The following is a 22,403-nucleotide window of genomic DNA, read 5'->3' on the forward strand; positions in this document are numbered from 1 at the left end:
CCCACGGGCCTCGAGATTCTTCTTAATGGATAAACTGATTATTACCGGCGGCGTTCGTCTCGATGGCGAAATCCGTATTTCCGGGGCAAAGAACTCCGCCCTGCCGATCCTGGCCGCGACCCTGCTGTGCGATGGCCCGGTGACCGTGGCCAACCTGCCGCACCTGCACGACATCACCACGATGATCGAGCTGTTCGGCCGCATGGGCATCGAGCCTGTCATCGACGAGAAACTCAGCGTCGAGATCGATCCGCGCACCATCAAGACCCTGGTCGCCCCGTATGAGCTGGTCAAGACCATGCGGGCCTCGATCCTGGTGCTGGGCCCGATGGTCGCCCGCTTCGGCGAAGCCGAAGTCGCCCTGCCGGGTGGCTGCGCCATCGGCTCGCGTCCTGTGGACCTGCACATCCGTGGCCTGGAAGCCATGGGCGCGGTCATCGACGTCGAAGGCGGCTACATCAAGGCCAAGGCACCTGAAGGTGGCTTGCGCGGTGCGCACTTCTTCTTCGACACCGTCAGCGTGACCGGTACCGAGAACATCATGATGGCTGCCGCGCTGGCCCGTGGTCGCAGCGTGCTGCAAAACGCCGCCCGCGAGCCCGAAGTAGTGGACCTGGCGAACTTCCTGATCGCCATGGGCGCGAAGATCAGCGGTGCCGGCACCGATACCATCACCATCGATGGTGTCGAGCGCCTGCACTCGGCGACCTACAAAGTGATGCCGGACCGGATCGAAACCGGCACCTACCTGGTGGCCGCTGCGGTCACCGGTGGCCGCGTCAAGGTCAAGGACACTGATCCGACCATCCTCGAGGCCGTCCTTGAGAAGCTCAAGGAAGCCGGCGCCGAAGTCACTTGCGGCGAAGACTGGATCGAGGTGAACATGCACGGCAAGCGGCCCAGGGCTGTCAACGTGCGGACCGCTCCATACCCGGCGTTCCCGACCGACATGCAGGCGCAGTTCATCTCCCTCAACGCGATTGCCGAAGGCACGGGCGCGGTGATCGAGACGATCTTCGAGAACCGCTTCATGCACGTCTATGAACTGCACCGCATGGGCGCCAAGATCCAGGTCGAAGGCAACACCGCCATCGTGACCGGCACCGAGAAACTCAAGGGTGCACCAGTGATGGCCACCGACCTGCGGGCCTCGGCCAGCCTGGTCATCTCGGCCCTGGTCGCCGAAGGCGATACCCTGATCGATCGCATCTACCACATCGACCGTGGCTACGAATGCATCGAAGAGAAGCTGCAGATGCTGGGCGCCAAGATCCGCCGCGTGCCGGGCTAATTGGAAAGTGACTGCGGAGCGATCAGGCAAGGCGAAAACAGGCGAGGAACGGCCGGGCGCGCGCCCGACTTGACTGGTTGTCAATGAGCATCCGAGCCTGTTTTCAACGCAGTATGATCGTCGCGCAGGCACTTTGCGTGGGCACAAGGATGTGTCCGTTGATTTCGTTTCAGGTCGAGGGTGTTTGCACCCTCGATGTGTGTCCGGCGCCGCTTGCGACCGGGCATGAGTACCTTGATAAGGACTGACGTTTCCATGTTGACCATCGCACTGTCCAAGGGCCGCATCCTTGACGACACCTTGCCGCTTCTGGCTGAAGCGGGCATCGTGCCGACCGAGAATCCGGACAAGAGCCGCAAGCTGATCATCCCCACGACCCAGGCCGACGTGCGCTTGCTGATCGTGCGTGCCACCGACGTGCCGACCTATGTGGAGCATGGCGCCGCCGACCTGGGGGTCGCCGGCAAGGACGTGCTGATGGAATACGGTGGCCAGGGCCTCTACGAACCCCTTGACCTGCGAATCGCCCGCTGCAAGCTGATGACCGCCGGCAAGGTCGGGGCACCAGAGCCCAAGGGGCGCCTGCGGGTGGCGACCAAGTTCGTCAACATTGCCAAGCGTTATTACGCCGAGCAGGGCCGTCAGGTCGATATCATCAAACTGTACGGTTCGATGGAGCTGGCGCCGCTGATCGGTCTGGCGGACAAGATCATCGACGTGGTCGACACCGGCAACACCTTGCGGGCCAACGGCCTGGAGCCCCAGGATTTCATCGCGGACATCACCTCTCGGCTGATCGTCAACAAGGCATCGATGAAAATGCAGCACGCCCGTATCCAGGCCTTGATCGATACCCTGCGCAAGGCAGTGGAATCGCGACACCGCGGCTGATTCACCCGCGCGGCCTCGGTCGCGCCCGTCTATCCGCGTCATAGCCAATTTTCTCAGGTGCCCACGCGAATGGACTGGTAGCTTAGGGCGCCTGAGCATTTGCCATTTTATGAGGCCCTCGCTATGACCGCTCCCACCTCGATTCGCCGACTCAACGCTGCCGACCCGGATTTTGCGCATCATCTGGATCATCTGCTGAGCTGGGAAAGTGTGTCTGACGACTCGGTCAATCAGCGGGTGCTGGATATCATCAAGGCCGTTCGCGAGCGTGGCGATGCTGCCCTGGTGGAATTCACCCAGGCATTCGATGGCCTGCAAGCGGCGTCCATGGCCGACCTGATCCTGCCGCGCGAGCGCCTGGAACTGGCCCTGACCCGCATCACCGTGCCCCAGCGCGAAGCCCTGGAAAAGGCTGCTTCCCGGGTGCGCAGCTATCACGAGCGGCAAAAACAGGACTCCTGGAGCTACACCGAGGCCGACGGTACGGTGCTGGGCCAGAAAGTCACGCCGCTGGACCGCGCCGGCCTGTACGTGCCGGGAGGCAAGGCGTCCTACCCGTCTTCGGTATTGATGAACGCCATTCCGGCCAAGGTCGCCGGCGTTGCCGAAGTGGTGATGGTCGTGCCGACCCCGCGGGGCGAAATCAATGAACTGGTGCTGGCCGCCGCCTGTATCGCCGGGGTGGACCGGGTGTTCACCATTGGCGGCGCCCAGGCCGTGGCCGCCCTGGCCTATGGCACCGAAAGCGTGCCGAGGGTCGACAAGGTGGTCGGGCCGGGCAACATCTACGTGGCCACCGCCAAGCGTCATGTGTTCGGCCAGGTCGGCATCGACATGATCGCCGGTCCTTCGGAGATCCTGGTGGTATGTGACGGCCAGACCGATCCGGACTGGATCGCCATGGACCTGTTCTCCCAGGCCGAGCACGATGAAGACGCCCAGGCGATCCTGGTCAGCCCGGATGCCGAATTCCTCGACAGGGTCGCCGCCAGCATCGACAAGCTACTGCCGACCATGGACCGCGCCGAGATCATCAATACGTCGATCAACGGCCGTGGTGCGCTGATCAAGGTCAGTGACATGGAGCAGGCCATCGAGGTCGCCAACCGCATCGCGCCGGAGCACCTTGAGCTGTCGGTCGCCGATCCGCAGGCCTGGCTGCCGCAGATCCGTCACGCCGGGGCGATCTTCATGGGACGCCACACCAGCGAGGCGCTGGGCGACTATTGCGCCGGTCCCAATCACGTATTGCCTACCTCCGGCACGGCGCGTTTCTCGTCGCCGCTGGGGGTATACGACTTCCAGAAACGTTCGTCGATCATCTTCTGCTCCGAGCAGGGGGCGTCCGAACTGGGCAAGACCGCTTCCGTGCTGGCCCGTGGCGAATCCCTGAGCGCCCACGCCCGCAGTGCCGAATATCGCATCCTTGACGAGCCTTCCATTGACGGGCAGGGGAACTGAACATGAGTAAATTCTGGAGCCCGTTCGTCAAGGACCTGGTCCCCTACGTCCCGGGCGAGCAGCCGAAGCTGACCCGTCTGGTCAAGCTCAACACCAACGAAAACCCTTACGGCCCGTCGCCCAAGGCCCTGGCGGCGATGCAGTCCGAACTGAACGACAGCCTGCGCCTGTACCCGGATCCCAACAGCGACCTGCTCAAAGGCGCCGTGGCCCGATACTACGGCGTGCAGACCAACCAGGTATTCCTGGGCAACGGTTCGGACGAAGTGCTGGCGCACATTTTCCATGGCCTGCTGCAGCACGACCTGCCGCTGCTGTTCCCGGACATCAGCTACAGCTTCTACCCGGTGTATTGCGGGTTGTATGGCATCCGGTTCGAGGCCGTGCCTCTGGATGAGCAGTTCCGGATCGACCCGGCCGACTATGCCAGGCCGAATGGCGGGATCATCTTCCCCAACCCGAATGCGCCGACCGGCTGCCTGCTGGCGCTGGAGGCGGTCGAGGGGATTCTCCAGGCCAACCCGGGGTCGGTGGTGGTGGTCGACGAAGCCTATATCGATTTCGGCGGCCAGACGGCCATCAGCCTGGTGGGTCGTTACCCGAACCTGCTGGTCACCCAGACACTGTCCAAGTCTCGCTCGCTGGCCGGGCTGCGGGTGGGCCTGGCGGTGGGTCACCCTGACCTGATCGAAGCGCTGGAACGGATCAAGAACAGCTTCAACTCCTACCCCATCGATCGCCTGGCGAACGTCGGCGGCGCGGCGGCGTTCGACGACCGGGAGTACTTCGACCGGACCTGTCGGCTGGTCATCGAGCATCGGGAGTGGGTGGTGGCGCAACTGCAGGGCAAGGGGTTCGAAGTCCTGCCTTCGGCCGCCAACTTCATCTTCGCTCGCCACCCACGGCACGATGCGGCGGGGCTGGCGGCGAAACTGCGGGAACAGGGCGTGATCGTGCGGCACTTCAAGCAGGAACGCATTGCCCAGTTCCTGCGGATCAGCATCGGCACGCCGGAACAGAACCAGGCGCTGGTGGAAGCCCTCGGCGAACTCTGAAGCCTGGCGCTGAACCTGTGGGAGCGAACCTGTTCGCGATGACTCAGTCAGTCGGCATCCATGCGACTGACTGTGCCCGGCGTGTTAATCGTGATGCGGCTCGCCGACGAAGGTCAGTGAGGTGAATACGCCTCGGGTGGCCACGTCCTTGTTGTCCTTAAGGGCCATTTCCATCTGCGCGGCGATCACATTCAACCCTTCATTGCGCACCACGACCTTGGCCCGGCCATCGGCATCGGTTTCAGCCGAGACGGTGTCCGGTGCGCTGCGATAGTCCCCCACCAGCTTCACGCCTGCCGCCGGCTTGCCGTCCAGCAGTACCTGGACCGGCAACGACTGGCCCGGCCCTACGGTCAGCGGGTCGACTTGCGGGCGAATCACGAACTTTATCTCGTCGAGCTTCGGCAGCCTGGCCCCGGGTTCGTTGATCGCCAGGCTGTATTTGAACGTGTGGGTCGACTCGATTGCCCCTGGCACCTTGCTGCGGCCTTCGTTGATCCACTTCTTGTCGGCGGTCTGGGACCACATGCCGTTATCCAGCGCCACTGCCAGCACGGCGGGCGGCTTGAGTGGTTGCAGGCGGGCGTGGTCCGGGAGGCGTTCCACGGTCACCGGAATCATCTTGCCACCCAGGTCATAGGCCCAGGCACCGCTGACTTTCTGCGCCTTGAACGCATTATCTTCGGCACCGTGACCATAGATCACTTCGATGTTGCCACGCCGCTGTTCGGTCCACAGGCCATGGGCCGAGGCTTGAGTCGCCAGGAGCAAGCCGAGAAGGGCGACTGTCTTGGGGCATTTCATGGGTTTTTCCTTTTTATAGATCAAGAGTGAGATTGACGGTGAAATTGCGCGGGTCGCCGGGGGTGACCCAGTAATTGCTGTAGGAGCGTTCGTAGTATTTTTCGTCGAGGACGTTATTCAGGTTCAGGCCCAGGGTGACGTTGTCGCTGGCCTTGTAATGCGCCAGCAGGTCCACGGTGTGGTACGCCGGCAATTCGAAATCGCTGCCGGCCTGTCCGGAACGATCCCCAACGTAGGTCAGCGCCGCGCCGACATCCGAACCACGCAGGCGGCCGTCCTGGAATTCATATACCCCCAACAGGCTGCCGCTGTGCTTTGCAACGCCCAGGATCCGGCTGCCCGTGGGAATGGCCTTGTCCCCCTGGGTCACTTGCGCATCGATGTAGGCGAAGGCGCCGATCACCCGTACGGCATCGGTCACCTGTCCGGTCACCTGCAGATCCAGCCCCTGGCTGCGGGCCTTGCCCATGGCCCGGTTGGTGTCGGTAGCCGGGTCCAGTGCGAGGACGTTTTCCTTCTCTATATGGAATGCCGCCAGGGTGCTGCTCAGGCGATCGTCGAAGAGCTCGCTCTTGATTCCGATTTCGTAGCCCACGCCTTCTTCCGGATCGAAGGACTTGCCGGTGGCATCCAGGCCGTTGTTGGGCTTGAACGAGGTGGATGCGTTGGCGAACAGCCCGACTTCGGGCGTCAGCTGATACAGCAGGCCGGCGCGTTGCGTCAGGGCCTCGTGACGTTGGCGGTCGGTGGCGTTGCGGGTGTGATCGTCGATGCTCTGTTCGAAGTGCTCGTAACGTACGCCCAGCATGCCTCGCAGCTTGTCGGTGAAGACGATCTGGTCCTGAAGGTTCAGCGCACGGCTTTGCACATGCTCGAAGAAGTCCGTGCCGGTACGCAGGCCGTCGGGTTTTGGCTGGCCGTAGATCGGCTGATAGATGTCGATGGGGTAGGGACCGCCAGTGATGGTGGTCACGCGCTCGTTCTTGCGGTAGTCCTCATATTCACTGCCGATCAACAGTTCGTGCTGCCAGGGACCGAGGTCGAACAGGCCGCGCAGTTCCAGCTGGGTGATGCTGTCATGCCAATCGTTGTCCCGCTCGCGGTAACGACGGTTGACAGTACGCCCGTCGGCGTTCAACGGGCGCGCTTCGGAGGCGAACCCCCAGAGTTCGCCCTGCTTGTAATGGCTGGCCAGGCGCAGTTGCCAGGCGTCGTTGAGCTGATGTTCGAGCGCGGCCTGGAGCATGTTGTTGTGGTTGTCGATGTCGCCATCGTCGGGTTCGCCCAGGAACGTGGAACGGGAAACTCCGCTCCAGCGGTTGTTCGGGGCGACGATGCCGCGGTCGAACGTCGAGCTGTGGCGCACGATTTCGCTTTCCAGCAACAGCCGCGTATCTGGGTTCAGCTGCCAGCTGATGGAAGGCGCGACGAAAACACGCTGGCTGTCGACGTGGTCGCGAAAGCTGTGGTTGTCTTCCACCGCCAGATTGACTCGCGACAACAGGTTGCCTTCGGCATCCAGGGGCGTGTTGACGTCCAGGGCCGTGCGGTAGCGATCCCAACTGCCGGCGCTTGTCTGAAGGGTGGTAAAGGCATCGGGCTGGGGTTTTTTGGTGACGATGTTCACCGTGCCACCCGGATCGCCTCGGCCGTACAGGCTGGCGGCCGGGCCTTTGAGCACCTCGATGCGTTCGATGTTGGCCGTATCCGGCGTGCTCGGATAGCCGCGGTTGGCGCTGAAGCCGTCCTTGTAGAATTCCGACGTCGTGAACCCGCGCACGCTGTACTCGTATAGCGTCAACCCGCCGAAATTGTTCTGTTTCGATACCCCACCAGCGAACTCCAGTGCCCGTTCAACCTCAGTGCTGCCCAGATCCTTGAGTACGCTGGCGGGGATCACACTGATCGATTGCGGGATATCCCTCAGGGCCGTGTCGGTCTTGGTCGCACTGGCAGAGCGGGTCGCTCGATAGCCGGCCACGGGCCCGGTGGGGGATTCGTAATCGGATCTCACGCTGATGGCGTCCAGTTCCACCGGTTGCACTTCTTCGGCGAAGGCCGGGTCGCCCAGCAGACCCAGGGCCAGGCTGGCGAGGGAGAGCCGTTTCAAGGATGGCATGTTATATTGTTCCAAATTTATAATTGAAACAATATAACACTACTAATGAGAATTTCTGCTATCTGTATTTCAAGTGAAATCTGGAGAGGATCACAGTGGAAGTGCCGGTAGGATTTCTAGTGGCGAGGGGATTTATCCCCGTTCGGCTGCGCAGCAGCCGTAGACCAGCCGGTACGGTTCATCTGATGGACCGCGGTGTCTGATTACGGGTTGCTGCGCAACCCGGCGGGATAAATCCCCTCGCCACAGGGTTGTGTCAGGCCAACGAGGATGCGCCCCTCAGTTACTGCTCTTCCTTGGGCACCACCGGTGCCGGTGGTGGCCGCAGGCCGATCTCGGCGGTGAGCTTGAGCTCCTTGCCGTTGCGCATCACCTGGATGGCGACTTTGTCGGTAGGCTTGATGCGTGCCACCTGGTTCATCGAGCGACGGCCATCGCCGGCCGGCTCGCCGTCGATACTCAGGATCACGTCGCCCAGTTGCAGGCCGGCCTTCTGCGCCGGTCCGTCGCGGAAGATTCCCGCCACCACGATGCCTGGCCGCCCGGACAGGCCGAAGGACTCGGCCAGCTCCTGGGTCAGCGGCTGTACTTCGATACCCAGCCAGCCGCGAATGACCTGGCCGTGTTCGATGATGGATTTCATCACCTCCATCGCCAGCTTCACCGGAATGGCGAAGCCGATGCCCTGGCTGCCGCCGGACTTGGAGAAGATCGCCGTATTGATCCCGGTGAGGTTGCCGTTGGCATCCACCAACGCGCCACCGGAGTTGCCGGGGTTGATCGCGGCATCGGTCTGGATGAAGTCTTCGTAGTTGTTGAGCCCCAACTGGTTGCGACCGGTGGCGCTGATGATGCCCATGGTCACGGTCTGGCCGACACCGAACGGGTTGCCGATGGCCAGGGCGACGTCGCCGATGCGGATGCTGTCCGAGCGGCCGATGGTGATGGCAGGCAGGTTCTTCAGGTCGATCTTCAACACCGCCAGGTCGGTTTCCGGGTCGCTGCCGATCACCCGTGCCAGGGTTTCACGGCCATCCTTCAGGGCGACCACGATCTGGTCGGCGCCGCTGGTGACGTGGTTGTTGGTCAGGATATAGCCTTCCGGACTCATGATCACGCCCGAACCCAGGCTCGACTCCATGCGCTTCTGCTTGGGCGAGTTGTCGCCGAAGAAACGCCGGAACTGCGGGTCTTCGAACAGCGGATGGCTGGGTTTGTTGACGACCTTGGTGGTATAGAGGTTGACCACGGCTGGCGCGGCGGTGGTCACGGCATCGGCATAGGACACCGGGCCCTGCTGCAGGGCCTTGGTTTGCGGCGCCTGTTGCAGGTTGACGTCAAGACTTGGCAGGCCGACCCATTCCGGGTAGCGCTGGATAATCAGTAAAGCGACAAGCACGCCAGCCAACAGCGGCCAGCCGGAAAAACGCAGCGCCTTGAGCATTAAGCACGTCCTACGAAGGTTGCGGGCGGGATAAGACCGCCATAATGTCGCGCATTATACGAGGCCGCGCGTGCCTCTGAACGGGATATTTAGGAGTCTTTTCATGGCCGTAGCCCTGAGCACCCTGGTCGAAGAAGCGGACCGTTACCTGGCGAGCAGCCGGATCGCCGATTATTGCCCCAATGGCCTGCAAGTAGAAGGTTCGCCCCAGGTGATGCGCATCGTCAGTGGCGTCACCGCCAGCCAGGCCCTGCTGGATGCCGCGGTGCAAGCCGAGGCCGACCTGGTGCTGGTCCACCACGGTTACTTCTGGAAGGGCGAAAACCCTTGCGTCACCGGGATGAAGCAGCGGCGGCTCAAGACCTTGCTCAAGCACGACATCAGCCTGCTGGCCTATCATCTGCCGCTGGACCTGCACCCCGACGTTGGCAATAACGTGCAATTGGCCCGTCAGTTGGACATCACCGTCGAAGGACCACTGGACCCGGATAATCCCAAGGTCGTCGGGCTGGTGGGTTCCTTGTCCGAACCCATGACGGCTCGTGATTTCGCGCGCAAGGTCCAGGAAGTCATGGGGCGCGAGCCGTTGCTGATCGAAGGCGAGCAGATGATCCGCCGGGTCGGCTGGTGCACCGGAGGCGGCCAGGGCTATATCGACCAGGCGGTGTTGGCCGGGGTCGACCTGTACCTCAGCGGCGAAGCGTCCGAGCAGACGTTCCACAGCGCCCGGGAAAACGGCATCAGCTTCATCGCCGCCGGGCACCACGCGACCGAGCGCTACGGCGTCCAGGCCTTGGGTGATTACCTGGCACGCCGGTTTGCCCTGGAGCACATCTTCATCGATTGCCCGAATCCCATTTGACTGCTTATAACCTCTGTGGGAGCGAGCTTGCTCGCGATAGCGGCGGATCAGCCAGCATTAATGCGCCTGAGCACACGCTATCGCGAGCAAGCTCGCTCCCACAAAGAGCCATAGCGGCCGAACCACCAGGCATATCCATATGCTGTTTCGATCTAGTTGGCGCCCTGATTAGAAGAGGTCGCTGTGCTAGGATTCCTCGCTCGAACACGGCCCGCTGGCCGTTCATAAGAAAGTTTTCGTGAGTAGCCATGGTCGACAAACTGACGCATCTGAAACAGCTGGAGGCGGAAAGCATCCACATCATCCGCGAGGTGGCCGCCGAGTTCGATAACCCGGTGATGCTGTACTCCATCGGTAAAGATTCCGCCGTGATGCTGCACCTGGCACGCAAGGCGTTTTTTCCCGGCAAGCTGCCGTTTCCGGTGATGCACGTCGACACCCGCTGGAAATTCCAGGAAATGTACAAGTTCCGCGACCGCATGGTCGAAGAGCTGGGCCTGGAGCTGATCACTCATGTGAACCCGGATGGCGTGGCGCAGGGCATCAACCCGTTCACCCACGGCAGTGCCAAGCACACCGACATCATGAAGACCCAGGGCCTGAAGCAGGCGTTGGACAAGTATGGTTTCGACGCCGCGTTCGGCGGTGCCCGTCGCGACGAAGAAAAGTCCCGCGCCAAGGAGCGCGTGTACTCGTTCCGCGACAGCAAGCATCGCTGGGACCCGAAGAACCAGCGTCCCGAGCTGTGGAACGTCTACAACGGCAAGGTCAACAAGGGCGAATCGATCCGCGTGTTCCCCCTGTCGAACTGGACCGAACTGGACATCTGGCAGTACATCTACCTCGAAGGCATCCCGATCGTGCCGCTGTACTTCGCCGCCGAGCGCGAAGTGATCGAGAAGAACGGCACGCTGATCATGATCGACGATGAGCGCATCCTCGAGCACCTGTCCGAGGAAGAAAAGGCCCGCATCGTCAAGAAGAAAGTGCGTTTCCGTACCCTTGGCTGCTACCCGTTGACGGGCGCGGTGGAGTCCGAGGCCGAGAGCCTGACGGACATCATTCAGGAAATGCTCCTGACGCGAACTTCCGAGCGCCAGGGCCGGGTCATCGACCACGATGGCGCAGGCTCGATGGAAGACAAGAAACGTCAGGGTTATTTCTAAGGGGTTGTCATGTCGCACCAATCTGATTTGATCAGCGAGGACATCCTCGCCTACCTGGGCCAGCACGAGCGCAAGGAACTGCTGCGTTTCCTGACCTGCGGCAACGTCGACGACGGCAAGAGCACCCTGATCGGGCGCCTGCTGCACGACTCCAAGATGATCTACGAGGATCACCTGGAAGCCATCACCCGCGATTCGAAGAAAGTCGGCACCACCGGTGACGATATCGACCTGGCACTGCTGGTCGATGGCCTGCAGGCCGAGCGCGAGCAAGGCATCACCATCGATGTCGCGTACCGCTATTTCTCTACCGCCAAGCGCAAGTTCATCATCGCCGACACTCCCGGCCATGAGCAGTACACCCGCAACATGGCCACCGGTGCTTCCACCTGTGACCTGGCGATCATCCTGGTGGACGCCCGCTACGGCGTGCAGACCCAGACCCGTCGCCACAGCTTCATCGCCTCGCTGCTGGGCATCAAGCACATCGTCGTGGCGATCAACAAGATGGACCTCAAGGACTTCGACCAGGGTGTGTTCGAGTCGATCAAGGCCGACTACCTGAAGTTCGCCGAGGGCTTGAAGATGAAGCCCACCACCTTGCATTTCGTGCCCATGTCCGCCCTCAAGGGCGATAACGTGGTGAACAAGTCCGAGCGCTCGCCGTGGTACACCGGCCAGTCGCTGATGGAGATCCTCGAAACCGTGGAAGTGGCGGGCGACCGCAACTTCACCGACCTGCGTTTCCCGGTGCAGTACGTCAACCGTCCGAACCTGAACTTCCGCGGTTTCGCCGGCACCCTGGCCAGCGGCATCGTGCACAAGGGCGACGAAGTGGTGGTGCTGCCATCGGGCAAGAGCAGCCGCGTGAAATCCATCGTCACCTTCGAGGGCGAGCTGGAACACGCCGGCCCCGGCCAGGCCGTGACGCTGACCATGGAAGACGAGATCGACATCTCCCGTGGCGACCTGCTGGTGCATGCCGACAACGTTCCGCCGGTCACCGACAGCTTCGAGGCGATGCTGGTATGGATGGCCGAGGAGCCGATGCTGCCCGGCAAGAAATACGACATCAAGCGCGCCACCAGTTACGTGCCTGGCTCGATTGCCAGCATCGTCAACCGGGTCGATGTGAATACCCTGGAAGAAGGGCCGGCCAGTGCCTTGCAGCTCAACGAAATCGGCAAGGTGAAAATCGCGCTGGACGCGCCGATCGCCCTGGACGGCTACGAGAGCAACCGCACCACCGGCGCGTTCATCGTCATCGATCGTTTGACCAATGGCACGGTCGGTGCCGGCATGATCGTCGCCCAGCCGCTGACCCACGGCAGCAGCACGCACCACGGCAAGCTGGCCCATGTGTCGGTGGAAGAGCGCACCCAACGCTTCGGCCAGCAACCGGCCACGGTGCTGTTCAGCGGCCTGTCCGGCGCTGGCAAGAGCACCCTGGCCTATGCGGTGGAGCGCAAGTTGTTCGACATGGGGCGTGCGGTGTTCGTGCTCGATGGCCAGAACCTGCGTCATGACCTGAACAAGGGCCTGCCACAGGACCGTGCCGGGCGCACCGAGAACTGGCGCCGTGCGGCCCACGTCGCCCGGCAGTTCAACGAAGCCGGCCTGTTGACCCTCGCCGCGTTCGTTGCGCCAAGTGCCGAAGGGCGTGAGCAGGCCAAGGACCTGATCGGGCGTGATCGTCTGCTGACGGTCTATGTCCAGGCTTCGCCGACAGTGTGTGCCCAGCGTGATCCGCAGGGGCTGTACGCCGCCGCTGGCGACAATATTCCCGGCGAGTCCTTCCCGTATGACGTGCCGCTGGATGCCGACCTGGTGATCGACACCCAGGCGCTGACCCTGGAAGAGGGTGTCAAGCAGGTGCTGGATCTGCTGCGCAAGCGTGGGGCGATCTAAGGCAAGTCGCTGTGAGCTTCTAGCTTCAAGCGGCAAGCAAAGGCCCGCAGATGAGTGATCATCTGCGGGCTTTTTTATTGTCGAAGGACGCTATCGCGAGCAAGCTCGCTCCCACAGGGGGGAGCAGCGGACACAGTACCGGAACTCATCCCACATCACCTGTGGAGCGAGCTTGCTCGCGATGAGGCCCGTACCGACACCTCAAGACTTGCCGGGATACTCGTGGTGCATCTGTTCGAGCAACGCGTCCTTGTCCTGCCACAGCTGGTTGATCCAGCCCTGGAACTCCAGGCGATAGGCGCCGTCCTGGTCGTAGCTCTTGCCGATGAATTGCGGCGGTAGCTTCAGCTCCTGGAAATGCACCACCACTTCCCCAACCTTGCCGCACAGCAGGTCCCAGAATCCCGGGCGACCGCCGGGGTAGTGAATGGTTACGTTGATGATCGATTCCAGTTGCTCGCCCATGGCGTCGAGCACGAATGCAATGCCTCCGGCCTTGGGTTTGAGCAGGTAGCGAAACGGTGACTGTTGCTGGGCATGCTTGCCTTCGGTGAAGCGCGTGCCTTCGACGAAGTTGAAAATGCCCACGGGGTTGTTGCGAAACTTCGCGCAAGTCTTGCGAGTGGTTTCCAGGTCCTTGCCTTTCTTTTCCGGATGCTTCTCCAGGTACGCCTTGGAGTAGCGCTTCATGAAGGGAAAGCCCAGGGCCCACCAGGCCAGGCCGATCACCGGCACCCAGATCAGCTCCTGCTTGAGAAAGAACTTCAACGGGCGGATCCGCCGGTTCAGCACGTATTGCAGCACCATGATGTCGACCCAGCTCTGGTGATTGCTGGTGATCAGGTAGGAATGCTGGTAGTCCAGGCCTTCCAGGCCGCTGAGGTGCCAGCGGGTACGGCGCAGCAGGTTCATCCAGCCCTTGTTGTTGCTGATCCAGGCCTCGTGGATATGGCTCATCAGCCAGTCGGTAAGGCGCTGGGCGGGGGGGAAGGGCAACAGCAACTTGAAGATCGCCACGATGAACAGCGGCGTGCAGCACACGACGGTGTTCAGGGCCAACAGCAGTGAAGCGATGACGCCCCGCAAGGGGGCGGGCAGAAAGTCCAGCATTTAGATATCCATGGGTCGGTTGGCGGCCTGGATGGCGGTCAGGGCGATGGTGTACACGATGTCATCGACCTGGGCGCCGCGAGGCAAGTCGTTCACCGGTTTGCGCAGGCCTTGCAGCATGGGGCCGAGGCTGACGCAATCGGCGCTGCGCTGAACGGCCTTGTGGGTGGTGTTGCCGGTGTTGAGGTCTGGGAAGATGAACACCGTCGCACGGCCGGCCACCTGGCTGTTGGGCGCCAGTTGCCGCGCCACGGCTTCGTTGGCGGCGGCGTCGTACTGCAACGGTCCGTCGATCAGCAAGCCATGCTGCGCCTCATGGGCCAGCAACGTGGCTTCGCGGACCTTCTCCACTTCCTCGCCGCTGGCCGACTCGCCGCTGGAATAGCTGAGCATCGCCACCCGCGGGGTGATGCCGAACGCGGCGGCCGAATCGGCGCTTTGCAAGGCAATCTCCGCCAGCTCCGCCGCACTGGGGTGCGGGTTCATCACGCAGTCGCCATAGACCAGCACTTCTTCGGGAAACAGCATGAAGAACACCGAGGACACCAGAGAGCAGCCGGGCGCAGTCTTGATCAACTGCAAGGCCGGGCGGATGGTATTGGCGGTGGAATGGATCACGCCGGAAACCAGCCCGTCCACTTCATCCAGGGCCAGCATCATGGTGCCGATCACCACGGTGTCTTCCAACTGCTGCTCGGCCATCGGTGCGTTCAGGCTCTTGCTCTTGCGCAGGCTGACCATCGGTTCGACGTAGCGCTCGCGAATCGCGTCCGGATCAAGAATCTCCAGCCCCGGCGGCAGTTCGATGCCCTGGGCACGGGCTACCGCCTCGACGTCGGCCGGCTTGGCCAGCAGCACGCAACGGGCGATGCCCCGGGCCTGGCAAATGGCGGCGGCCTGTACGGTCAGCGGCTCGCTGCCTTCCGGCAGCACGATGCGCTTGTTGGCGGCCTGGGCGCGCTGGATCAGTTGGTAGCGGAACACGGCGGGGGACAGGCGCATTTCCCGTGGCGTGCCACAGCGCTGGTGCAGCCACTGGGCATCCAGGTGGCTGGCGACGAAATCGGTGATGATTTCCGCGCGTTCGCGGTCATCGATCGGGATTTCCTTGTTCAGGCTGTTGAGCAGGTTGGCGGTGTCATAGGAGCCGGTACTGACCGACAGCACCGGCAGGCCGGCCTGCAAGGCGCCTCGGCACAGGTCCATGATGCGCGGGTCTGGCAGGGTGTCGCTGGTCAGCAGCAGGCCGGCCAGGGGCACGCCGTTGATGGCCGCCAGGCTCACGGCCAGGATGATGTCGTCGCGATCGCCGGGAGTCACCACCAGTACGCCGGGCTTGAGCAATTCCACCGTGTTGCGCATGGTGCGGGCGCAAATGATGATGTTGCTCATGCGCCGGGTTTCGTAGTCGCCGGCGTTGAGCACCTGCGCGCCCATCAGGTCGGCCACGTCGCGGGTGCGCGGGGCGTTGAGTTCCGGCCGGAACGGAATGCAGCCCAGCAGGCGGAAGTCGCCGCTGCGCAGCAAGGGCGAATGTTCCTTCAGGCGCGCGGAAAACGCCTCGATGCTTTCATCGGTGCGGACCTTGTTCAGGATCACCCCGAGGACCTTCGGATCCTTGGGGCCACCGAACAGCTGCGCCTGCAACTCCACCCGTCCGGAAAGCTCGGTCAGTACTTCGTTCTCCGGGGCCGACACCAGGATGACCTCGGCGTCCAGGCTCTTGGCCAGGTGCAGGTTGACCCGGGCGGCGTAACTGGCGCTGCGGGTCGGGACCATGCCTTCCACCACCAGGACGTCCTTGCCGATCGCGGCCTGCTGGTAAAGGGTGATGATCTCTTCCAGCAGTTCGTCGAGCTGGCCGTCGCCGAGCATCCGTTCGACATGGGCCAGGCCCAGGGGCTGGGGCGGCTTGAGACCGTGAGTGCGGGCCACCAGTTCGGTGGAGCGTTCCGGTCCGGTGTCGCCGGGGTGAGGCTGGGCAATGGGTTTGAAAAAGCCGACTTTCAGCCCGGCCCGTTCAAGGGTACGCACCAGCCCGAGGCTGATGGAGGTCAGACCCACACCAAAGTCGGTGGGCGCGATAAAAAAAGTTTGCATGCGGATTCTCTAAGGGTGCATGGCAAGGGCGCGGTCTGTGTCTACCGTCGAATTCAGTCGCCAAGGTTATCGCTAACGGGGGCCTGCGCGCACCAGCCGCAATCAAAGGGCTGGCCTATTTTTTCAATACGTTGCGCGGCGTCCAGGACCCAGGCCCGGGCCTGCCACGGTGGCTGGTGACGCAGATGCTGGGTGTGCCCGCAGGACAGCTCGACTACCCAGTGCCCATCCTCGTCCTGATGGAAACCGGTGACCGTCGGTCTGTTCGAACGAGCCCGTTTGTCCGGGTTCCGTTCGCTTTCGGGCAAATCCTTGTTTAGACTTGTCCGTTCTTCATTCTTATGCAAAAGGTCTCGCCCCATGCTGATCGCCGCCAATAAGGCTGTCTCCATCGACTATACCCTGACCAACGACGCTGGTGAGGTCATCGACAGCTCTGCCGGCGGCGCTCCGCTGGTCTACCTGCATGGTGCAGGCAATATCATCCCGGGCCTGGAAAAAGCCCTGGAAGGCAAAACCACCGGTGACGAGCTGAACGTTGCCGTTGAACCGGAAGACGCCTATGGCGAGTACTCCGCCGAGCTGGTCAGCACCCTGAGCCGCAGCATGTTCGAAGGTGTGGACGAGCTGGAAGTGGGCATGCAGTTCCACGCATCGGCGCCCGATGGCCAGATGCAGATCGTCACCATTCGTGACCTGGAAGGCGACGACGTCACTGTTGACGGCAACCATCCACTGGCCGGCCAGCGCTTGAACTTCAAGGTCAAGATCGTTGACATCCGTGACGCCAGCCAGGAAGAAATCGCCCATGGTCACGTCCATGGCGAAGGCGGCCATCACCACTGATTTCTGCGCTACGCTCAAATGAAACGAAAAAGGCGCCCCGTGGCGCCTTTTTTGTCGGTAGCATCGTCCATGGCTGTTTCGAAAGATCGGTAAACCTGGAGTTCGTCATGAGTGCTTTCCACGACCTTAAACTCAAAGCCCTGGATGGTCAGGAGCTGGCGCTGGCACCCTTCAAGGGGCATGTCGTGCTGGTGGTCAACGTCGCCTCCAAATGTGGCCTGACGCCTCAGTACGCGGCGCTGGAGAATCTCTACCAGCAATACAAGGACAAGGGGTTCAGTGTGCTGGGCCTGCCGTGCAATCAGTTCGCCGGGCAAGAACCGGGGACCGAGCAGGAAATCCAGGCATTCTGCAGCCTCAACTATGGCGTGACCTTCCCGCTGTCCAGCAAGCTGGACGTGAACGGTCCCGACCGCCACCAGTTGTACCGCCTCTTGGCCGGCGAGGGGGCGGAGTTTCCCGGCGACATCACCTGGAATTTCGAGAAGTTCCTGCTGGGCAAGGACGGTCGCGTGCTGGCGCGTTTCTCGCCACGCACCGCACCGGATGATCCCACGGTGATCCAGGCCATCGAAAAAGCCCTGGGTTGAAGCCAGGCACGACAACATTGTGGCGAGGGGATAAATCCCTTGCCACAGATTTCCCCCCCCGGCTGCGGATCGGTTCATTCACCCGACCGCGATTCTCTCGGCTCGCTTTTGATCCTTAATCATTCCAATCAATAGTGCTACCCGAGCCTCCCAGGGCCACATATTATCGCCGTCATATTGATCAGCGATCCCATGCCCGTGGAGTGCCCCATGTCTGTAAAAGCCCTGTTCAAACCTTTCCAGCTCGGCGCGTTCGAACTGCCGACCCGGGTGGTGATGGCGCCGATGACCCGTTCCTTTTCGCCGGGTGGCGTGCCCGATGCCAAGGTGGTGGAGTACTACCGTCGTCGCGCGGCGGCCGGGGTCGGCCTGATCGTCACCGAGGGCACCACGGTCGGACACAAGGCCTCCAACGGTTATCCGAACGTGCCGCACTTCTACGGCGAAGCCGCGCTGGCAGGCTGGAAGCAGGTGGTCGATGCGGTTCACGCCGAGGGTGGCAAGATCGTTCCGCAGTTGTGGCATGTCGGCAATGTGCGCCGCCTCGGCACCGAGCCGGATGCCAGCGTGCCGGGCTATGGACCGTCGGAGAAGCTCAAGGACGGCCAGGTAGTGGTGCACGGCATGACCCAGGCGGATATCGATGAGGTCATCGCGGCCTTTGCCCAGGCGGCCAAGGACGCCCAGCGCATCGGCATGGACGGCGTGGAGATTCACGGTGCCCACGGTTACCTGATCGATCAATTCTTCTGGGAAGGCAGCAACCAGCGTACCGACGGCTACGGCGGCAGCCTGGCCAATCGTTCGCGTTTCGCCATCGAGTTGATCCGTGCCGTGCGTGCGGCAGTGGGCGAGGGCTTCCCCATCATTTTCCGTTTCTCCCAATGGAAGCAGCAGGACTACACGGCACGCCTGGTGCAGACTCCCGAGGCCCTGGGCGAATTCCTCAAGCCGTTGGCCGAAGCCGGCGTGGATATTTTCCACTGCTCGACGCGGCGCTTCTGGGAACCGGAATTCGAAGGCTCGGAACTGAACCTGGCGGGCTGGACCCGCAAGCTGACCGGCAAGCCGACCATCACCGTTGGCAGCGTCGGCCTGGATGGCGAGTTCCTGCAGTTCATGGTCAATACCGACAAGGTCGCCCAACCCGCCAGCCTGGAAAAACTCCTGGAGCGGCTGAACAACGATGAGTTCGACCTGGTGGCGGTGGGCCGTGCACTGCTGGTGGATCCGGACTGGGCGCAGAAAGTCCGTGAAGGGCGTGAGCAGGAGATCCTGCCGTTCAGCCGAGAGGCGCTGATGACTTTGGTTTAAGCGGCGTCCTGACTGACGCTGTCGCGAGCAAGCCTGTTCCCCGATGGATCCTTGGCGGACGCCTATCGGTGTCCGGCCAGAATCCACTTGTGGGGGCGAGCTTGCTCACGATAGCGGCCTGAAAATCACCGAACAGTCAGCGCACAGTGGGCGCAACAGGCATTACCTGCTCACCCACGCAAGCCCCTCGCAACTGCGCTTCAAATTGCTCGATCACCGCCGCCCAGCCCTGGCGACTGGCATGCTGGCGCGCATTGAGCCGCACGCAACGCAAGGTCTCGCGCTCCTCCAGCAGCCAACGGGCGGCATCGCAGAATGCCTCTTCATCCCCCGGCATGGCCAGCACGCCGTTATAGCCATGGCGGATATGCTGTGCCGCCGCGGCCTGATCGTAGGCCACCACACCCAGCCCGGACGCCAGGGCTTCCAGCACGACGTTGCCGAAGGTTTCGGTCAGGCTTGGAAAGACGAACACATCCCCGGACGCATAGTGGCTGGCCAGCGCCTCGCCACGCTGGGCGCCACAAAAGACCGCTTCGGGCAGGTCCTGCTCCAGTGCCGAGCGCTGCGGGCCATCACCGATCACCACCAGTTTGAGCCGTCGCTCGGGAAAAGCGCTGCGCAGCGTGTCGAAACTGCGCTTGAGCAGCCCGAGGTTCTTCTCCGGCGCCAGGCGCCCCACATGGATCACCGCAATGTCGTGCTCACCCAGGCCCCAGGCCTCGCGCAGGGAGGCCGAGCGCTTGATGGGATGAAACAGCTGGCTGTCCACGCCACGGGACAGCAACGCCACCCGTTCGAAATGGCGACGCTCCAGTTCCAGCCGCTGACTCAGGCTCGGCACCAGGGTCACGGCGGAGCGGTTATGGAACCAGCGCAGATAATGAGTCAGCGCGCGGCTCAGCAGCCCGAGGCCGTACTGCTGGGTGTACTGCTGGAAGTTGGTATGGAACCCACTGACCACCGCGATACCCAGGCGCCGCGCCGCCCGCAACGCCGACAGGCCCAGCGGCCCTTCGGTGGCGATATAGAGCACGTCCGGCCGATGGCGCTTCCACCGGCGCAGCAGCTTGTGCATGGACACCTGGCCCCATTGCAGCCCTGGGTAGCCCGGTAACGGCCAGCCCCGACACAGCAACAGATGTTCGTCACCGGCCTGGCGCGGGTCGCCCCCCTGGCGCGGACGTACCAGTTCGACCCGATGCCCGCGGGCACGCAAGCCGTCGTGCAGACGGCCCAGGGTGTTGGCCACGCCATTGATTTCCGGCGGGAAGGTTTCGGTGATGAGGGTAACGTGCAGAGGTGTGGTCATGACCCCAGTGTCGACCGGGGTCATTTCGTCATTGTGTCGTCTTGATGACGGATTCGTGACCGGCTCAGCCCTGGCGGGCCAGTGCGGTCTCGGCGCCTTGCTCGCGCACCCAGAACAGGGTCGCCCCGGCCACTGCTGCCGGCATCATGAGGATGTTGACCACCGGGATCAGCAGCACCAGGTATACGCTGCCGCCAAAGCCCAGGCTCTGCCAGCGCTTTTCCCGCAGCCAGGCGAGCATTTCGTTCCAGCCCAGCTTGTGGTTGTCCGCCGGGTAGTCGATGTACTGGATGGCCATCATCCACACGCCGAACAACAGCCACAGCGGCGCGGCCACCAGATTGAGCACCGGCACGAACGACAGCACGAACAGGCCAAGGGCACGGGGCAGGAAGTAGCCGAGCTTGCGGGCTTCCCGGGAAAGGGTTCGGGGAATCATGGCCACCAGTTCGCCCCAGCTGAAGGCCGGGAAATCATCGGTACCCCGGATCACCACTTCGACTTTTTCCGCGAGGAAGCCGTTGAAGGGGGCGGCGATGATATTGGCGAGCATGGTGAACGTGAAGAACACCATCAGCACCACCAGGACCACGAACAGCGGCCAGAGGATGTAGCTGAGAAAGCTCAGCCAGTCCGGCAGCGACGGCATCAGGGTGTCGACCCACAGGCTGAATTGATGGCCGGCCAGGTAGATCAGGCCGATGAACAGCAGCAGGTTGATGGCCAGCGGGAGCAGGACGAACAGGCGCAGGCCCGGGCTCAGGACCAGCTTGAGACCTTCTTGCAGATATTGCGGGCCCGACAGGACGGGGGCAGGCATGGGATGCTCCGAACGAAGATGAACGCGCCGACCTTACCGGCTTTGCGGCGTACGGGAAAGCGTCTACATGGCCTGTAACAGGTTTGCCGGACAGTGGCTCCTATCGAGAGGTCTACCTGGGATAGAACTCACCTATGAGCTGGATTGTTAAACCGTATTTCCTTAATCTTCGCTCCCTCGATACGCTGCACCCATTGTTTTTCAGGACCGTCGAACCAAAGCCTTCCCCAAGTGCATCAACGGTTCTTTTTTATTCCCGCCGTTTACCCGGCGTTCCGGTCCGCAGGGGCCGGTCAACAGGAGCAGGTCATGTCTGAAGTCCGTCATTCTCGAGTGATTATTCTCGGTTCCGGCCCTGCCGGTTATAGCGCCGCGGTCTACGCGGCCCGTGCCAACCTCAAGCCGCTGCTGATCACCGGCATGCAGGCCGGCGGTCAATTGACCACCACCACCGAAGTCGACAACTGGCCGGGCGACGTCCATGGCCTGACCGGCCCGGCGTTGATGGAGCGCATGAAGGAACACGCCGAGCGTTTCGAGACTGAAATCGTTTTCGACCATATCAATGCCGTGGATTTCGCAGCCAAGCCCTACACCCTGACCGGCGACAGCGCGACCTATACCTGCGATGCCCTGATCATCGCCACTGGCGCGAGCGCTCGTTACCTGGGCCTGCCTTCGGAAGAAGCCTTCATGGGCAAAGGGGTTTCGGCCTGCGCCACCTGCGACGGTTTCTTCTACCGCAACAAGCCGGTGGCAGTGGTCGGTGGCGGCAATACCGCTGTAGAGGAAGCTCTCTACCTGGCCAATATCGCCAGCACGGTGACCTTGATCCACCGTCGCGAGACTTTCCGCGCCGAGAAGATCCTGATCGACAAGCTCAATGCCCGCGTCGCCGAAGGCAAGATCATCCTCAAGCTCAACGCGACCCTGGACGAAGTGCTGGGCGACAACATGGGCGTGACCGGTGCTCGCCTGAAGAACAACGACGGCAGCTTCGACGAGATCAAGGTTGACGGCGTGTTCATCGCCATCGGCCACACTCCGAACACGTCGTTGTTCGAAGGCCAGCTGGAACTCAAGGACGGCTACCTGGTGGTCAAGGGCGGCCGCGACGGCAACGCCACTGCCACCAGCGTCGAAGGTATCTTCGCGGCCGGCGACGTGGCCGACCACGTCTACCGCCAGGCCATCACCTCGGCCGGCGCCGGTTGCATGGCAGCACTGGACACCGAGCGCTACCTGGACGGCCTGCAGAACGCTTCGTTCTGATCAAATGGGCATTAAAAAACCGGCCTCGGCCGGTTTTT

The 22,403-nt window shown here is 62.4% G+C and carries 19 protein-coding genes; 11 read left to right on the forward strand and 8 right to left on the reverse strand.

Going from position 1 to position 22,403, the window contains the following annotated elements; genetic code table 11:
- Positions 1–25 precede the first annotated feature (25 nt).
- The 4 genes from murA to hisC all read left to right on the forward strand — a co-directional run bounded on the left by murA (position 26) and on the right by hisC (position 4,698).
- On the forward strand, positions 26–1,291 hold the full coding sequence (gene murA, locus BLP99_RS08530) for a UDP-N-acetylglucosamine 1-carboxyvinyltransferase (protein WP_076405551.1): 1,266 nt from the start codon (positions 26–28) through the stop codon (positions 1,289–1,291).
- Between the two features lie 255 nt (positions 1,292–1,546).
- Positions 1,547–2,182: an ATP phosphoribosyltransferase gene (gene hisG / locus BLP99_RS08535; protein WP_047228656.1), complete on the forward strand. Its 636-nt coding sequence runs from the start codon at positions 1,547–1,549 to the stop codon at positions 2,180–2,182.
- 123 nt (positions 2,183–2,305) lie between these two features.
- On the forward strand, positions 2,306–3,643 hold the full coding sequence (hisD, locus tag BLP99_RS08540) for a histidinol dehydrogenase (protein WP_072388359.1): 1,338 nt from the start codon (positions 2,306–2,308) through the stop codon (positions 3,641–3,643).
- A 2-nt stretch (positions 3,644–3,645) separates the two neighbouring features.
- On the forward strand, positions 3,646–4,698 hold the full coding sequence (gene hisC, locus BLP99_RS08545; RefSeq protein ID WP_072388357.1) for a histidinol-phosphate transaminase: 1,053 nt from the start codon (positions 3,646–3,648) through the stop codon (positions 4,696–4,698).
- 84 nt (positions 4,699–4,782) lie between these two features.
- Here hisC and BLP99_RS08550 read toward each other — a convergent pair whose 3' ends face one another.
- From BLP99_RS08550 to algW, 3 genes are all read right to left on the reverse strand, one after another.
- The gene (locus tag BLP99_RS08550) at positions 4,783–5,502 is read right to left on the reverse strand and encodes a DUF4198 domain-containing protein (protein ID WP_092180156.1); all 720 of its coding nucleotides are present in this window, start codon (positions 5,500–5,502) and stop codon (positions 4,783–4,785) included.
- Positions 5,503–5,515: 13 nt separating this feature from the next.
- A complete protein-coding gene (locus BLP99_RS08555; RefSeq protein ID WP_092180158.1) occupies positions 5,516–7,621 on the reverse strand; it encodes a TonB-dependent siderophore receptor in 2,106 nt (701 codons plus the stop codon).
- 283 nt (positions 7,622–7,904) lie between these two features.
- The gene (gene algW / locus BLP99_RS08560; RefSeq protein ID WP_072388350.1) at positions 7,905–9,065 is read right to left on the reverse strand and encodes a Do family serine endopeptidase AlgW; all 1,161 of its coding nucleotides are present in this window, start codon (positions 9,063–9,065) and stop codon (positions 7,905–7,907) included.
- Between the two features lie 103 nt (positions 9,066–9,168).
- Here algW and BLP99_RS08565 point away from each other — a divergent pair, with 103 nt between their 5' ends.
- The 3 genes from BLP99_RS08565 (at position 9,169) to cysN (ending at position 13,001) form a co-directional block, all read left to right on the forward strand.
- Positions 9,169–9,927: a Nif3-like dinuclear metal center hexameric protein gene (locus BLP99_RS08565; protein WP_072388348.1), complete on the forward strand. Its 759-nt coding sequence runs from the start codon at positions 9,169–9,171 to the stop codon at positions 9,925–9,927.
- Positions 9,928–10,175: 248 nt separating this feature from the next.
- On the forward strand, positions 10,176–11,093 hold the full coding sequence (cysD, locus tag BLP99_RS08570; RefSeq protein WP_072388346.1) for a sulfate adenylyltransferase subunit CysD: 918 nt from the start codon (positions 10,176–10,178) through the stop codon (positions 11,091–11,093).
- 9 nt (positions 11,094–11,102) lie between these two features.
- On the forward strand, positions 11,103–13,001 hold the full coding sequence (cysN, locus tag BLP99_RS08575; RefSeq protein WP_072388344.1) for a sulfate adenylyltransferase subunit CysN: 1,899 nt from the start codon (positions 11,103–11,105) through the stop codon (positions 12,999–13,001).
- A 201-nt stretch (positions 13,002–13,202) separates the two neighbouring features.
- On the opposite strand, the gene BLP99_RS08580 is transcribed toward cysN, so the two are convergent.
- Genes BLP99_RS08580 through BLP99_RS08590 form a run of 3 tightly spaced genes read right to left on the reverse strand, consistent with a single transcriptional unit; the run spans position 13,203 to position 16,603 of the window.
- Entirely contained in the window at positions 13,203–14,111 is a 909-nt protein-coding gene (locus BLP99_RS08580; protein ID WP_092180160.1) for an acyltransferase, read from the reverse strand.
- Entirely contained in the window at positions 14,112–16,211 is a 2,100-nt protein-coding gene (gene pta / locus BLP99_RS08585; RefSeq protein WP_072388339.1) for a phosphate acetyltransferase, read from the reverse strand.
- A gap of 53 nt (positions 16,212–16,264) precedes the next feature.
- On the reverse strand, positions 16,265–16,603 hold the full coding sequence (locus tag BLP99_RS08590; protein ID WP_072388749.1) for a DUF3565 domain-containing protein: 339 nt from the start codon (positions 16,601–16,603) through the stop codon (positions 16,265–16,267).
- Here BLP99_RS08590 and BLP99_RS08595 point away from each other — a divergent pair.
- From BLP99_RS08595 to BLP99_RS08605, 3 genes are all read left to right on the forward strand, one after another.
- A complete protein-coding gene (locus BLP99_RS08595; RefSeq protein ID WP_072388337.1) occupies positions 16,572–17,057 on the forward strand; it encodes an FKBP-type peptidyl-prolyl cis-trans isomerase in 486 nt (161 codons plus the stop codon). The genes BLP99_RS08590 and BLP99_RS08595 overlap by 32 nt on opposite strands.
- Before the next feature lie 107 nt (positions 17,058–17,164).
- On the forward strand, positions 17,165–17,647 hold the full coding sequence (locus BLP99_RS08600) for a glutathione peroxidase (RefSeq protein WP_072388335.1): 483 nt from the start codon (positions 17,165–17,167) through the stop codon (positions 17,645–17,647).
- 210 nt (positions 17,648–17,857) lie between these two features.
- The gene (locus BLP99_RS08605) at positions 17,858–18,961 is read left to right on the forward strand and encodes an NADH:flavin oxidoreductase (protein ID WP_092180162.1); all 1,104 of its coding nucleotides are present in this window, start codon (positions 17,858–17,860) and stop codon (positions 18,959–18,961) included.
- A 136-nt stretch (positions 18,962–19,097) separates the two neighbouring features.
- On the opposite strand, the gene BLP99_RS08610 is transcribed toward BLP99_RS08605, so the two are convergent.
- A complete protein-coding gene (locus BLP99_RS08610) occupies positions 19,098–20,297 on the reverse strand; it encodes a glycosyltransferase family 4 protein (protein WP_072388331.1) in 1,200 nt (399 codons plus the stop codon).
- Positions 20,298–20,337: 40 nt separating this feature from the next.
- Entirely contained in the window at positions 20,338–21,093 is a 756-nt protein-coding gene (gene cysZ, locus BLP99_RS08615; RefSeq protein ID WP_072388329.1) for a sulfate transporter CysZ, read from the reverse strand.
- 309 nt (positions 21,094–21,402) lie between these two features.
- Here cysZ and trxB point away from each other — a divergent pair, with 309 nt between their 5' ends.
- Positions 21,403–22,365: a thioredoxin-disulfide reductase gene (trxB, locus tag BLP99_RS08625; protein WP_003205459.1), complete on the forward strand. Its 963-nt coding sequence runs from the start codon at positions 21,403–21,405 to the stop codon at positions 22,363–22,365.
- The last annotated feature ends 38 nt before the right edge of the window (positions 22,366–22,403 follow it).

Source organism: Pseudomonas sp. NFACC32-1, from assembly GCF_900101215.1.
In the GTDB taxonomy this organism is placed as follows: Bacteria; Pseudomonadota; Gammaproteobacteria; order Pseudomonadales; family Pseudomonadaceae; genus Aquipseudomonas.